Genomic DNA, 15070 nt, shown 5'->3' with positions numbered 1-15070 from the left:
TTATGAAAAGATTTAACCTTTTAGCTGCTTTCGCAGTACTAATAGTCGTTTTTTCCTGTTCTACAGTACATCCGCAATATCGTGAAGGTGAGCCACATTCAAATTTTGGTTATCCTCAAAATAAAGAAATAGAAAAGTCATTCTACCTGGTGGGCGACGCCGGATATTCTCCTCCGGGTGGAACTTCCCTTGGCTTACTGGCTTTAAAGAGCTTCCTGGATTCGGTTCATAAACCTGAAAATTATACCATTTTTCTTGGTGATAATATTTATCCCGCCGGAATGCCCGTAAAAAATGCTCCCGGTCGTGAGGCTTCAGAATACCGGTTGGACGCTCAACTGGATGCTATTGAAAATTATGAAGGTCATGTTATTTTTATTCCTGGAAATCACGGCTGGTACAATAAAAAACTCGCAGGTTTACGAAGACAGAAAAATTATTTGAAAGAAACTTACGGCGATTCCCTGCAATGGATACCAGAAGTTGGTTGCGGTTTTCAATCGGTAGATATTTCTGATAACATCCAGTTGCTCGTAATAGATTCCCAGTGGTATTTGGAAGACTGGGATCGCAATCCCACTATTAACGATGGCTGTCAGTTAAAAACCAGGGAAGCCATGTTTTTGGAATTACAATCAGAGATCAAAAAAAATCAGAATAAAACCATCATTATTGCGCTCCACCATCCGCTATATACCAATGGGGTTCATGGGGGACAATATAACTTTGACCGGCACCTTTATCCGTCGCAGAAAAAAATCCCAATTCCCATTTTGGGATCCCTGGCCACACTTATTCGTACTACCGGCGGGGTCTCTATACAGGATGCGCAGAATAACCGCTATAAATCCCTGGCAAACCGCCTTGAAGCCATAGCCAGCAGCGGAAGTAAAGAACGTATCATCTTTGTTTCTGGTCATGAGCATACCCTGCAGTATATTGAACATGACAGCATTCACCAGGTTGTTTCTGGCGCGGGCTCAAAGGCCACCTATGTTTCACTTAGCAATGACGGCCTTTTTGCATATAACGGTCAGGGCTTTGCCGTTTTGGATGTTTTTAAAGATGGCTCTTCATGGATAAGTTACTACGGTAACGAAGACAATAAAGCAAAACTTTTGTACCGGAAAGAAATTTTTAAAACACCCATTCCATACAAGGTTAAAGATTATCCTGATCATTTTCCTAAAACAATGACGGCTTCTATTTATTCTGAAGAAGAAGCGGGTTCGGGAAAAGGCGCAGTTCATCATACGGTGTGGGGAGAACGTTATCGAAAACTCTATGCCACCAATGTCACCTTGCCGGTTGCCGATCTTGATACTCTTCACGGAGGCCTTGAAGTCGTGAGGGAAGGCGGTGGTCACCAAACTGTTTCGCTGAGATTAAAAGACAGTCTTGGTAGGGAATACAATATGAGAAGGGTGAGAAAAGATGCCTTGAGATTTCTACAAAGTGTGGCTTTTAAAAATCAAAGTGTGGAGAATAAACTGGATAACACTGTCGCTGAGAACCTGGTGAGAGATTTTTATACGGCCGCACATCCTTACGGTTTTCTCACCATTCCTACTTTAAGTGATGCGGCACATGTTTATCACACGAACCCTGAATTATATTATTTGCCAAAACAGGATGCCCTTGGAAAATATAATGCAGTACAGGGGGATGATATTTATATGCTGGTTGAAAGGCCTGAAGAAGGCTGGATAAATTATAAAAGTTTTGGGGCCCCGGGCCATGATATTGTAAGTACTTCCGGAATGCTTGAAAGATTACGGCGGGATGAGAAATATACCTTAGATGAACCCGCTTATGTGCGTGCGCGGATTTTCGATATGCTCATTGGTGATTGGGACCGTCATCAGGATCAGTGGCGCTGGGCAGAAATTGAAAAAGATAATGGGAAACATATTTTTGAACCTATTCCCAGGGATAGAGACCAGGTTTTTTCAAATTTTGATGGTGCCTTTTTTGGAACCCTTCGCGCGATTAGCGGTTTCGCGAACCAGTTTTCAGTCTATGGAAAGGATATAAAAAATGTGGAATGGTTCAATATTGCTTCCCTGGGACTTGACCGTCAGCTCATTCAGAATACGGGAAAAGCAGCCTGGATAGAGCAGGCAAAGTTCATCAAAGAGCATGTGACCGATGAAGTAATTGAAAAAGCCTTTGAACAATTGCCTAAAGAAACGCGGGGAGAGGCCACACAGGAGCTCATAGAAAACGTTAAAGGCAGGCGCGATAATATCGTCGAAATTGCCGAAAGATATTATAAACACCTGGCGAAACTTGCCATTGTAACCGGCACCGATAAAGATGATTTTGTAGATGTGCAAAGACTTCCAGATGGTACAACAAAAGTTACCATCTCCCGCAAGAAAGATGGAAAACGAGCAGAAATCCTCAGCGAAAAGATATATAAACCAAAGGAAACAAAAGAGATCTGGATCTATGCTCTTGACGATGATGATAAAATAAGTGTAACCGGGAAGGGCCCGGGTAAAATCTTTGTTCGGATTATTGGCGGCCACGATAATGACATTTATTCAATTGAGAACAATCAAAAACTCAAGTTATACGATTATAAATCCCTGCCAAACACAATAGAAAAGGCCGGTAATGCCAAATTTCGATTTACCGATGATTACGAAATAAATACCTACGATAAAGATAAAAAGACCTATGCTTCGGGAAGTATTTTGCCTGATTTTGGTTTTAATCCTGATGAAGATTTTGTTGCCAGCCTTGAGTTTATAAAAACCATCAATAAGTTCAAACGAAATCCTTTTACCTCACAGCATACTCTTGGAGTGGAATATCATTCCGCAACGAATGGTTTAAAAGCCGATTATAAGGGAGAATTCGCCACGATTCTGGGAAATTATAACCTGCTTATTGGGGCGCATCTCACCAACAACAACTGGAGCGACAATTTCTTTGGCTTCGGAAATGAAACTAACTATCCGGAAGATGTAGGTTTTGATTACAACAGGGTAGGAATGAATAGAATAGGGGTAGAGGGAGGATTTATCAATAAAACGCCTTTTGGCAGTCTATTCAGATATATGGCAAATTTTGAAAGTATTAAAGTGGCTGATGAGCCTAACCGCTTTATTTCTGAAGAATATGCTACTTCAAATTCTGATGTTTTTGACCGGAAATATTTTGCCGGTCTTGACGCGCTTTATCGATACGAATCTTATGATCATGTTCTGAATCCCACACGGGGAATGCGCTTCGAACTTAATATTGGCGGAAAAATAAATACCGCCGATCCCAGCAGGTTTTACGGTTATTTTAAACCTTATATCGGTTTTTATAACGCGCTGACACGAAACCGGAAACTGGTATTAAAAACAAGGCTGGATGCACACATCAATTTAGGAGATGATTTTGAATTTTACCAGGCTGCGACCATGGGCGCTTCTTCCGGGTTGCGCGGATACCGGTTTGAAAGATTCAGCGGGAAAAGTTCTTTAGGAACGGGTGCGGATCTCAGGTATAGCTTCAATACCATTAAAACCAATTTTCTTCCGTTGCAGATAGGAATTTTTGGAGGTTATGACCTTGGCCGCGTGTATGTTGAAGGAGAAGACAGCAATAGCTGGCACGACAGCTACGGCGGAGGTTTTTGGATAAACGGAACTGAAGCGATCCAGGGGAAATTCAGTCTTTTCGGCGGTGGTGATCAGCCGCGTTTTTCCTTTAGCCTCGGATTAAAATTTTAGGAAAATTCCATTTTTAAATTTTCAGGCAAAACCTGTTTCAAGATCTGAAGTGATCAGAAAAGGAAACAGGTTTTGCCTGATTAAAATATTCTTTTCAGCTTAAAATTTTACTGGAAAGTCTTTTATCCTTTATTATCAAGATTAAGCGAATTTTTAAAATCGATAGTTCTGATTGGGAATGGAATATTGACACCATTCGCATCGTAAGCTTTCTTGATTGCTATAATAGCTTTGTGCTGTGCGATTAAAATATCACGGTTTTTAGTGACATCGGCCCAAAATCTCACCACGTAATTGATCGAACTGTCTCCAAATCCCTGGTACATGAATTCAACTTCTTCATTTCCGCGTTGTGGAAAATTATCCTGAATGGTTTTGGTGGTAAGGTCCCTTACCATTTCAAGATCTGAACTATAGCCCACACCACAATTTACAAATATCCTTGACCGCGGCGTGCGGGAAAAATTTTTAAAGGGTTCTTCCACGATCTTGGAATTAGGGATGACCACATAATTATTGTCCGATTGTTTGATCACGATATTACGAAGATTGATCTCAGTCACAGAGCCGGCAAACCCGTTGGTTTCTACCCAGTCGCCAATCTGGATTTCGGGCAGAAAACTCAGAATAACCCCTGAGAAAGTATTATTTAAAGTTCCCTGTAAGGCCAGACCTATCGCCAGACCAACAACTCCGGCACCAGCCAGTACAGAAGTAAGAACTTTATCGAGGTTCAGTAAGCCTAAAGCAACAAAAAATCCCACCATGATAATGATGGCTTTTATTACTTTAATAGCCATCATCCTGATGGAATTCTGTTTTATCTGGTTTCTAAAGATGCGGTCAAAAATTTTCCCCACATACTTCGCGATGAAGATAAAAATGATGAAAACTATTACCGCCAAAAAGAAATTAGGCAGATTTATTATTATTGAGTCCAGCCATCCGCCTAATTTGTCCCAGATGCCTTTTACTGAATCCTGAATGTCAAATTCCTGCATATAATTTTATAAAGTTGAAAACCGGAAATTAAGCCGGTTCATGATGTTCGGAAGTTTTCATTTTCCAGGCATCTAACATCCAGCTGGTTTTTTCCAGTTCCCTGATGTAGCCACCAATAAGATCAATAGTTCCCTCATCACCAGCTGCATCTGCAGTTTTCACTACTTTTCTCATTTGTTTCAGTAAAAGACCGTGATCCTGAAGTAATCTTTCTATCATTTCACTGTCGGTAATATCACTCTCAGACTCCTCTAAATTAGAATGTTTCAGGTAATCACTGAGATTACTCATAGGTTCATGGCGAAGTGTAAGAATTCGTTCCGCTATTTCATCCACCTTCAGTTTTGCATCGTCATATAATTCTTCGAATTTCTCATGAAGGTCAAAGAAATTTTTTCCGATTACATTCCAGTGAAAATTCCTTAATTTTTGATAATATAAGTGATAATCAGATAATAATACGTTTAATTCTTCAACTGTATTTTTAGTTTTGGTTGAATCTAAACCTAAATAATTCATAGTTTTTTTTATTTTTTTTTGAATTTGTCATTTAAAGTTAGGGCGATTGTTACTTCTTTAAAAGAAGGAATAATAAGATTAACTTATCGGCCTATTTTTTCGAAGGTCAAGTTTCTTGAGAATTTCTTCGGAAACCTGTCCGGAAGTGTAATCATAACCATCCACAAGAATTCCTTTTCTGCCCGATGAAGTGCTAATGGCATATAAAATAGCCTCGTCGCCGGGGTTTGAAGCACCTTCGAAGCGGTAAACTTCATCAACCACAAAATCATCAGATAAGAACTTTTCTTTTTCAGATTTCGATTTCAGTTTTTCATCCAGTAAATTGAAATCTTCTTCATATCCTTCTTCCAGTCTCAGCATGTTTATGGTCTGCGATAATGTACCTTTTCGTTTCATTAGTTGGTAATTTTGAACATTCGAATTTAAAATACGTCTGTATCGCGGCAATCACAAACTCTCACGCGGGTTTAGGATAAGTTTAACTCTGGTTGAGCTTCTTCTTTAAGTTTCATTATCATTTCCTTTATTTCGGCTGAATAATCCTAAAGGAAAAATGATGAGGAGAAAGAAATACCATCCCGTTACCAGGCCAATAATGGTAATAAGCGCGGCAATGATATAGAACCAGTAAGATTTGGGAAATCTCATAATAAAATGATAATTAAAACGAGTATGCCAAGATAGAAAAGCCAGTAGAATTTGAAGTTTAAAGGATCTTTGCCTACCAAAAATTTCGTAAGCCTGAAGTAAAAGTGGCGGTTTTTAGCGATATGATTATAGCCAAGATTACTGATCTTTCTGAACCAACTATAAGAAAAATACCAATTATGCCATTTTTGATCCCCCTGGTGCCATAAAATTCGATAGGCGGAATCGGGGCCGCTGTAAACTTTTCCATCAGGTTCGATAAGGCGGCTGGCTTTTTTAAATTCTTTCAGCGGAATGTCGGGGAATTCTTCGGCGCAATCCTGAAAGGTGCAAAATCTGATGGTAGTAGGCGAATGTGCCTGCCAGCGGGTTTTCCAGAATTTGCAGAAACCGCATTTCCCATCCCACACCAACACCGGCTGAGTAGGTAAAGAACTGGTTTTATGGATCTTTCCGAACAAAATTTATCTAATTTGAATATAAAGTACAGAAAATAATTTACGTGATGCAAACCTGAAATTCGTATTTTAATTGCCGCTGAACAGAAAATTTTTAATCTTTATGAATTAATTTCGCGGCGTCTATGAAAACCAAAATCACTTTAAAGGAGCTCTCAAAATTGCTGAATGTCTCGGTTTCAACCGTTTCAAAAGCCCTGAACGACAGTCCCGAGATTAGTCCTAAAACTGCTGAAAGAGTAAAAGAGCTGGCTGCTCTCCATAATTATAAACCAAATCCGGTAGCCGTAAATCTTAAAAAAAGTAAAACAGGGACTATAGGAGTTGTTATTCCTAATATTTCAAACAGCTTTTTTGCACGAGTGCTTTCGGGAATGGAAGCCGAGGCTCAAAAACATGATCTGCAGGTGATCACTTATATTTCAAATGAATCGCTGGATAGGGAAAAGCAAATTTGTGAGCTTTTGACTTCCGGGTTTGTTGACGGGGTTTTAATAGCTGTTTCTGAAGAAACTCAAAGAAAAAAAGAGTACGATCATTTATTTAACCTGGTAGAATATGAGATCCCCGTGGTGCTTTATGATCGCATTAATGTGCCACTTCCTGCCGATAAAGTTGGCGTAGATGACGAAAACAGCTTTTATGACGCTACCAAATTTTTCCGCGCGAAAGGGATACATGATATAGGAGTGGTTTCGGCCATACATCATCTGGGAGTTGGAAAATCCCGAATTAAAGGTCACGAAAGGGCGATGCCGGATGGAGAAGAACTAAAGCTGGCGGTAAGTTCAAAAGCCGATGTATTAAAACAGAAGATCAAAGATTTAATATCCACAAAAAAGATAGAGGCCTTATTGTGCACCGATTTTGAAAGCGCTATTATGTCGGCAAGAATCGCTTATGAAGAGAATATTAAAATTCCCGAACAACTTAAGATCATTGGTTATATAAGTAAGGAAGTGGCAGAATTTTTAACCCCGTCTATAAGTTATGTGGAGCAGCACCCGCAGGAAGTTGGAGAAAAAGCGATGCAGCTATTGAGCGACAGGCTGGAAGGGAAGGCCACCGCAGGTCGGTATAGCGAAAAGGTAATTGCTACCAATTTGGTACATTTGGAATCTACTTCTTTTTAAAAATAAAAATCAGTAATGTTAGATACTACTATTTTAATCACCGGTGGAGCCGGATTTATTGGTTCCCACCTCGTTCGTCATTTTGTAAATAAATATCCCGATTATCAAATCTTTAATCTTGACGCGCTTACCTATGCGGGTAATCTCGAGAATTTAAGGGATATTGAAGATAAGGAGAATTATCATTTTATTAAAGCTGATATTACCGATGCAGAAGTTATAGAAGACCTTTTTCAAAAATATCAGTTTCAGAACGTGATACATTGCGCGGCAGAGTCGCATGTTGACCGTTCGATAAAAGATCCGCTGGCTTTTGTAAGAACGAATATTATCGGAACCCTTAATTTGCTGAATTCCTTTCGTGACCTATGGAAGGATGATTTCGAAGGAAAATTATTTTATCACATCAGTACCGATGAGGTATATGGAACTTTGGGCGAAACGGGATATTTCACCGAAACTACGGCCTACGATCCGAATTCTCCCTATTCAGCTTCCAAGGCAGGTTCAGATCATTTCGTTAGGGCTTACGGTGAAACTTACGGACTTCCTTATGTCATTTCTAATTGCTCCAATAATTACGGACCGTATCAGTTTCCGGAAAAATTAATTCCGCTGATGATCAATAATATTATTGAAAATAAGGATCTTCCAATTTATGGTGATGGGGCTTATACCCGCGACTGGCTTTTTGTGCAGGATCATGTGGAGGCAATCGATCTTATTTTTCATAAAGGAAAGAATAAGGAAACCTATAACATAGGCGGTAATAACGAAAAGAAAAACCTCGAAGTGGTGAAGCTCCTTTGTGAAAAACTGGATGAGAAATTAGGCCGCGAAAAAGGAACTTCAGAAAAACTGATGAAATTCATTAAAGATCGTCCGGGTCATGACAGAAGGTACGCCATTGATTCTTCAAAACTTCAAAAAGAATTGAACTGGCTGCCGGCTCATAATTTTGAACAGGGGATTGAACAAACCATTGACTGGTATTTGAACAATGAAAAATGGCTGAAGCATGTGATTTCCGGCACCTATCGGGAATATTATGAAAAACAATATTCAGAATGAAAGGAATTGTACTGGCAGGCGGAACAGGAAGCAGGTTATATCCCATAACCAAAGGCGTTTCCAAACAATTGTTATCGGTTTATGACAAACCGATGATCTATTATCCCATTTCTGTTTTGATGCTGGCCGGGATCAGGGAGATCTTAGTGATCTCCACTCCCGAGGATCTCCCGAATTTCAAAAAATTGCTTTCCGATGGTTCCCATTTGGGATTGAATATCCAGTATGCCGAACAACCTGAACCTAACGGACTTGCTGAAGCTTTTATTATTGGGGAAGAATTCATTGGCGACGGGAGTGTTTGCCTTGTGCTTGGGGATAACATTTTCTATGGTCAGGGAATGAGCGCTTTATTGGGGGCTGCTGCTAAAAATTGCGAGCTTGGCCAGAAAGCTACTGTTTTTGGGTATTATGTAAATGAACCACAACGCTACGGGGTGGTAAATTTTGATTCTCAGGGGAAGGCTTTGAGTATTGAGGAAAAACCTTCCAAACCGAAAAGTAATTACGCGGTTACCGGACTTTATTTCTACCCGAATTCTGTAATTGAAATAGCCAAACAAATTAAGCCGAGTGATAGGGGAGAGCTGGAAATTTCCACGGTAAATGAACATTATCTTCAAAAAGATCAGTTAAATGTGGAATTAATGGGAAGGGGTTTCGCCTGGCTGGACACGGGAACGCATGATTCCTTATTGGAAGCAGCTAATTTCATTCAGACTATAGAAAAGCGGCAGGGCTTAAAAATTGCCTGTCTCGAGGAAATCGCCTTTCGGAAAAATTTTATTACCAGGGAACAGTTGAAAGTACTTGCCGAAAATCTCAAAGCAAGTGACTACGGTAAATATCTTCTTGAGCTCAGATAATCAGGTAAAAATTGACTCATTTTTGGCAATTCTTTAAGAGCGTCTTTAACAATTCTTAAATGAGATATTTTATATTTGCGAACTGCAATTGTTAAAATTCAATCTCTTGATTTCTGAAGAACAGAAAAAAATAATTTCTTCCTCTAAAATTTTAGTAACCGGCGGAGCCGGATTCATTGGTTCTAATCTCTGCGAAACATTGTTAGAACTGGGATCTGAGGTGCGATGTCTTGATAATTTTGCTACGGGACACCGTAAAAATATCGAGGCTTTAACCGGTAATTCTTCCTTTGAATTAATGGAAGGTGATATACGTGATCTGGAAACCTGTAAAAAAGCCTGTGGAGGAGTAGATTTTGTACTCCACGAAGCCGCTTTAGGTTCCGTGCCGCGCTCCCTGAAAGATCCGATAACCAGCAATGAGGTTAACGTGACCGGATTTCTGAATATGTTGGTAGCCAGTCGTGATGCCGGTGTTAAGCGATTTGTTTACGCCGCCAGCTCGTCTACCTATGGTGATTCAGAAAATCTTCCTAAGGTTGAAGACATCATAGGAAAGCCTTTATCGCCCTATGCGATTACAAAGTACGTCAATGAATTATATGCTGATATTTTCAGCTCAACCTATGGTTTGGACAGTATAGGTTTGCGCTATTTTAATGTCTTCGGAAGGAAACAGGATCCTAATGGTGCTTATGCCGCGGTAATTCCAAAATTCGTGATGCAGTTCATGAAGCATGAGAGTCCGGTGATCAATGGCGACGGAACTTATTCGCGTGATTTCACTTATATAGACAATGTTATTCAGATGAATCTGCTTGCCTTGACTACGAAAAATGAGGAAGCTGTCAATGAAGTTTATAATACAGCGGTGGGTGACCGTACCAATTTGAAGGAATTAACACAGCTCTTGAAAAAATACCTTTCAGAATATGATGCGGAAATTAAAAATGTGGAGGTCAAACATGGGCCAAATCGTCCTGGAGATATTCCGCATTCTTTAGCTTCGGTAGAAAAAGCGAAAAAGTTATTGGGATATGATCCGCAGTACAACATAGAAGCAGGATTAAAGGAGGCTGTGAAGTGGTATTGGGAGAATTTGTGAAGAAAAAATTGAAGACTTGGAGACTGGGGGACTAGGGGAAGAGGAGACTGGGATAACAGGAGACTTGGAGACTTGGGGAAGAGGAGACTTGGGGAAGAGGAGACTTGGGGAAGAGGAGAATTTCTGACAACGAGACTGGGAGACTGGGAGAAAAGGAGAGAGGGAGAATAGTATAGTAATAAAAAAGGTTTAGAGAAATTATAAGCAAAGGGATCTTAAAAAGTGAGTAGTTAAGGAAATTGGAAAAAATTAATACGCATAAAGATCTAAGGGTATATCAGCTTTCTTTTGAAGCTGGAATGGAAATTTATAATCTGTCCAAAACCTTTCCAAAAGATGAAACATATTCACTTACTGATCAGATACGAAGGTCCTCGAGATCGGTTTCCGGTAATTTAGCCGAAGCATGGCGCAAACGCAGGTACGAAAAGGCTTTTGTCGCTAAACTTTCAGATTCTGAAGGTGAAGCCGCAGAAACTCAGGTTTGGCTTGATTATGCCCTGGCTTGTAAATATATAGCTGAAAATGAACATTCTGACATTTATACAAAATATAACAGCATTTTAGGAATGATAGTAAAGATGATTATTAATCCGAATAAATGGACGCTTTAAGATTTGGACAGGGGGAAAATGAGAAGAGGAGACTTGGAGAAGGGGAGACAAGGAGAAAAAGGGGACTGGGAGACTAGGAGACTTGGGGAAGAGGAGAGTGCTTAACTAAAATTATTTAGTTTAAAATTCAGAAAAAATGAATAGAAAAAATTATAGAAATATTGAACAAATTAATAAATATTCTCCCGGTTCTCAAGTCACCCTAGTCGCCATGTCAAATAAAAATTGAAAGAAAGCTCTCAATAAAAATATGAATACTAAAACTAATAAAAAATTCCCCCCGTCCCACAGTCTCCCTGTCGCCAGGTTAAATAAATCAATATAAAAAAGATCTATATATAAATGAATACTATACCAAATAAAAAAGAATCACCCAGTCCCCAGAACACTGGCTCCCCAAGTCCTAAATTAGCCGTCATTGGTCTTGGATACGTAGGTCTTCCGCTGGCCAGATTATTTGCTGTTAAATATCCGGTTGTGGGTTTCGATATCAACCAGGCGCGGGTGAATGAATTGATGAAAGGAAAAGATTCCACGCTGGAAGTGGAAGATGATTTACTTCAGTCAGTTCTTAAAAAGGATAAGTCCGTTGAAAATGGTTTGTTTTGTACTACAGATCTCAGCCAAATTGAAGACTGCAATTATTATATCATTACCGTGCCTACTCCGGTAGATAAAAATAACCGTCCTGATCTTACTCCGCTTTATAAAAGTAGTGAAACGGTTGGGAAAGTTCTGAAAAAAGGAGATGTCGTGGTTTATGAATCTACCGTATATCCCGGTGTGACCGAAGATGAATGTGTTCCGGTTTTGGAAAAATTCAGCGGACTCCAATTCAACGAGGATTTCTTTGTAGGCTATTCACCTGAGAGGATAAATCCCGGCGACAAGGAGCATACTGTTGAGAAAATTCTAAAAGTTACCGCGGGTTCTACTCCGGAAACCGGCCGGAAAGTAAATGAACTTTACGCATCTGTGATCACTGCCGGCACCCATCTCGCGCCCACTATCAAAGTGGCTGAGGCCGCCAAGGTCATTGAAAACTCGCAGCGCGATATTAATATCGCTTTCGTCAATGAGCTGGCGAAGATCTTTAATATGATGGGTATCGACACTCAGCATGTCCTGGAAGCAGCAGGTACCAAGTGGAATTTTTTACCATTTAAACCCGGATTGGTGGGTGGCCATTGTATAGGTGTAGATCCGTATTACCTGGCTCAAAAAGCACAGGAGATCGGTTATCATCCCGAGATCATCCTTGCTGGACGAAGAATGAATGATAGTATGGGGCAATATGTGGCCGGGGAAGTTGTAAAACTAATGCTTCAGAATGATCTTAAAGTGAAAGGAGCCAATATTCTGATTTTGGGTATCACCTTTAAAGAAAACTGCCCCGACGTCCGCAATACCAAAGTGGTTGATGTGGTAAGGAATCTTAAGGAGTATGGAGTGAATCTGACTATTTACGATCCGCTTGCCAATCCGGAGGAAGTGAAACATGAATACGGCCTTAATACCACCAGTAAATTACCTCAGCAAAAATTTGACGCTATAGTGCTCACAGTCGCTCATAAAGAATTCCTTGATCTCGAATTAGATGCTTTAAAGACTGAAAGTGCTGTGGTTTATGATGTCAAGGGAGTTTTAGGGGATAGGTGTGATAGGAAGCTGTGATTGGTGATTGGGGAATGGTTAATCGGGGATTGGAGATTGGTGATTGGTGATTGGTGATTGGTGATTGGGAAATGGTTAATCGGGGAATGGTGATTAGTGATTTGGAATTTGTGAATCGTTTGTTTTTACTTAGCAATACTTAAAAGTTGAAAACTTAAACCTAATGCCAAAAACAAAAATGTTTGACGAGTTAACCAGTTAACCAATTAACTAACTAACCAATTAACGAAACCATGGCTGAAAATTTTGAAAAGCTTGAGTGTTGGAAAAAGTGTTTTGAGTTGAAGAAAGTAATTAAAGAACAGATTTTGTCTAATTTGCCTGATTCTGAAAAATATGATCTTCATTCACAGCTTTTAAGGTCTTCCCGTTCAGCAACTGCAAATATTGCCGAAGGCTGGGGAAGGTATCATTATAAAGAAAACATCAGGTTTCTTTTAAACGCCCGAGGTTCGGTAGCTGAAGTACTTGATCATTCTATAGAAGCTAATGACTGTGGATATATAAAAAATGAAGTTTTAGAAAAAATAAGAGAGATAACCGACTCGTGCATAAGATTGATTAATGGTTACATAAAGTATTTAAGAAATCAAAATGAATTAAAAAGTTGATATGGAGATAAACTGTTTGGACTTTCCAATTAACCAGTTAACCATTTAACTAATTAACTTTTAGGAAATGAATATAAAAAACATCTGTTGCATCGGTGCAGGATACGTGGGAGGTCCAACAATGGCCGTTATCGCGCAAAAATGTCCTGAGATCAATGTAACTGTAGTTGATATCAACGAAAAACGAATTGCAGCCTGGAATGATGAAAATGTGGAGAATATTCCCATTTATGAACCGGGACTTTCAGATATTGTAAAAGAGGCAAGAGGTAGAAATTTATTCTTTTCTACCGATATCGATGCTGCGATCGATAGGGCAGAAATGATCTTTATTTCGGTGAATACTCCTACCAAGACCTATGGAATTGGAAAGGGTATGGCTGCCGATTTAAAATATATCGAGCTTTGTGCACGCCAAATCGCACGTGTTTCAACGACAGATAAGATTGTAGTTGAAAAATCGACTTTGCCTGTAAGAACTGCCGAAACCTTAAAAAATATTTTAACCAATACAGGAAACGGAGTTAATTATCAAATACTTTCCAACCCTGAATTCCTTGCTGAAGGTACCGCGGTAGAAGATCTGCTGGATCCTGATCGCGTGCTTATTGGCGGAGATATTGATACCGAGGCGGGTAAAGATGCAGTCCAGTCCCTTGTCGATGTCTATGCTCACTGGGTAGAGAAAGATCATATTTTAACCACAAATGTCTGGTCTTCTGAATTGTCAAAATTAACTGCCAATGCCTTTTTGGCACAACGAGTTTCAAGCATCAACGCGATGAGTGAACTCTGTGAAAAGACGGGCGCCGATGTAAATGAAGTAGCGAAAGCCGTGGGAATGGACTCACGAATAGGTTCTAAATTCTTAAAAGCTTCGGTAGGTTTTGGTGGAAGTTGTTTTCAGAAAGATATTCTGAATCTGGTTTACATTGCTAAAAGTTTCGGTCTGAATGAAGTGGCAAATTACTGGGAACAGGTCATCCTTATGAATGATCATCAGAAGCGAAGATTTGCGGCCAATATGGTTCGAACGCTTTTCAATACTGTTTCCGGCAAGAAAATAGGCTTCCTGGGCTGGGCATTTAAAAAAGATACCAACGATACCCGTGAATCGGCAGCTATTTATGTAGCCGATTATCTGCTGAATGAACAGGCTGAAATTGTAGTTTACGATCCAAAAGTAAAAGAAGAACAGGTTTATGCCGACCTGGATTATTTGAATACCCGTTCCGAAGAAGAAAACAGGAAGAGGGTAAAAGTGGTTAAAGATCCTTACGAAGTGACCAAAGAAGCTCATGCGGTGGCAGTTCTTACCGAATGGGATGAGTTTAAAGATTATGACTGGCAAAAGATATATGATGAAATGCTGAAACCGGCATTCCTTTTTGACGGACGCAGAATGCTGGAAAGAAAATCGAAAGAAAAGATAGGTTTTGAATTTTACGCGATAGGGAGTTAGTGAAGATGTGAAGATGTGAAGAAGTGAAGAAGTGAAGAAGTGAAAAAGTGAAAAAGTGAAGGGGTGAAGAGGTGATGGAGTGATGAAGTAAAGGGGTGATGAAGTGATGGAGTGATGAAGTGATGGAGTGATGGAGTGATGGAGTGAAGGAGTGATGGAGTAATGAAGTGATCTTG

14 protein-coding genes are annotated in these 15070 nt (G+C 39.8%); 9 read left to right on the top strand and 5 right to left on the bottom strand.

Going from position 1 to position 15070, the window contains the following annotated elements:
- Positions 1-2: 2 nt before the first annotated feature.
- Positions 3-3728 carry a metallophosphoesterase gene (locus C7S20_RS17595; protein WP_107013697.1) on the top strand — a complete coding sequence of 1242 codons (3726 nt, stop codon included), beginning with the start codon at positions 3-5 and terminating at the stop codon, positions 3726-3728.
- A 122-nt stretch (positions 3729-3850) separates the two neighbouring features.
- On the opposite strand, the gene C7S20_RS17590 is transcribed toward C7S20_RS17595, so the two are convergent.
- From C7S20_RS17590 to C7S20_RS17575, 5 genes are all read right to left on the bottom strand, one after another.
- Positions 3851-4729 (bottom strand): mechanosensitive ion channel family protein, encoded by an 879-nt coding sequence (locus C7S20_RS17590; RefSeq protein WP_107013696.1) that lies wholly within the window; start codon positions 4727-4729, stop codon positions 3851-3853.
- A gap of 28 nt (positions 4730-4757) precedes the next feature.
- Positions 4758-5249 (bottom strand): Dps family protein, encoded by a 492-nt coding sequence (locus tag C7S20_RS17585; RefSeq protein WP_107013695.1) that lies wholly within the window; start codon positions 5247-5249, stop codon positions 4758-4760.
- 78 nt (positions 5250-5327) lie between these two features.
- Positions 5328-5648, bottom strand: coding sequence for a phosphoribosylpyrophosphate synthetase (locus C7S20_RS17580; protein ID WP_107013694.1), 321 nt, complete (start codon positions 5646-5648; stop codon positions 5328-5330).
- A gap of 105 nt (positions 5649-5753) precedes the next feature.
- On the bottom strand, positions 5754-5900 hold the full coding sequence (locus C7S20_RS19685; RefSeq protein WP_193510777.1) for a hypothetical protein: 147 nt from the start codon (positions 5898-5900) through the stop codon (positions 5754-5756).
- On the bottom strand, positions 5897-6361 hold the full coding sequence (locus tag C7S20_RS17575; protein ID WP_107013693.1) for a thiol-disulfide oxidoreductase DCC family protein: 465 nt from the start codon (positions 6359-6361) through the stop codon (positions 5897-5899). Before C7S20_RS17575 ends, C7S20_RS19685 begins: the two co-directional genes overlap by 4 nt.
- A gap of 122 nt (positions 6362-6483) precedes the next feature.
- Between C7S20_RS17575 and C7S20_RS17570 the strand changes: the two genes are divergently transcribed.
- The 8 genes from C7S20_RS17570 (at position 6484) to C7S20_RS17535 (ending at position 14894) form a co-directional block, all read left to right on the top strand.
- Positions 6484-7491, top strand: coding sequence for a LacI family DNA-binding transcriptional regulator (locus C7S20_RS17570; RefSeq protein WP_107013692.1), 1008 nt, complete (start codon positions 6484-6486; stop codon positions 7489-7491).
- Positions 7492-7506: 15 nt separating this feature from the next.
- Entirely contained in the window at positions 7507-8562 is a 1056-nt protein-coding gene (gene rfbB, locus C7S20_RS17565; protein ID WP_107013691.1) for a dTDP-glucose 4,6-dehydratase, read from the top strand.
- Complete coding sequence (gene rfbA / locus C7S20_RS17560) at positions 8559-9428, top strand: glucose-1-phosphate thymidylyltransferase RfbA (RefSeq protein WP_107013690.1); 870 nt, start codon at positions 8559-8561, stop codon at positions 9426-9428. Before rfbB ends, rfbA begins: the two co-directional genes overlap by 4 nt.
- Before the next feature lie 106 nt (positions 9429-9534).
- Positions 9535-10533: an SDR family oxidoreductase gene (locus tag C7S20_RS17555; protein WP_423738322.1), complete on the top strand. Its 999-nt coding sequence runs from the start codon at positions 9535-9537 to the stop codon at positions 10531-10533.
- A gap of 239 nt (positions 10534-10772) precedes the next feature.
- The gene (locus tag C7S20_RS17550; RefSeq protein ID WP_257791341.1) at positions 10773-11147 is read left to right on the top strand and encodes a four helix bundle protein; all 375 of its coding nucleotides are present in this window, start codon (positions 10773-10775) and stop codon (positions 11145-11147) included.
- A gap of 342 nt (positions 11148-11489) precedes the next feature.
- Entirely contained in the window at positions 11490-12821 is a 1332-nt protein-coding gene (locus C7S20_RS17545) for a nucleotide sugar dehydrogenase (protein ID WP_107013689.1), read from the top strand.
- A 233-nt stretch (positions 12822-13054) separates the two neighbouring features.
- The gene (locus C7S20_RS17540; protein ID WP_107013688.1) at positions 13055-13432 is read left to right on the top strand and encodes a four helix bundle protein; all 378 of its coding nucleotides are present in this window, start codon (positions 13055-13057) and stop codon (positions 13430-13432) included.
- A 67-nt stretch (positions 13433-13499) separates the two neighbouring features.
- The gene (locus tag C7S20_RS17535) at positions 13500-14894 is read left to right on the top strand and encodes a nucleotide sugar dehydrogenase (RefSeq protein WP_107013687.1); all 1395 of its coding nucleotides are present in this window, start codon (positions 13500-13502) and stop codon (positions 14892-14894) included.
- Positions 14895-15070: the final 176 nt, after the last annotated feature.

It is taken from the genome of Christiangramia fulva (genome assembly GCF_003024155.1).
GTDB lineage: Bacteria > Bacteroidota > Bacteroidia > Flavobacteriales > Flavobacteriaceae > Christiangramia > Christiangramia fulva.
Note: the sequence above shows the minus strand (reverse complement) of the source record. Positions and strands in the feature narration are given on the sequence as shown.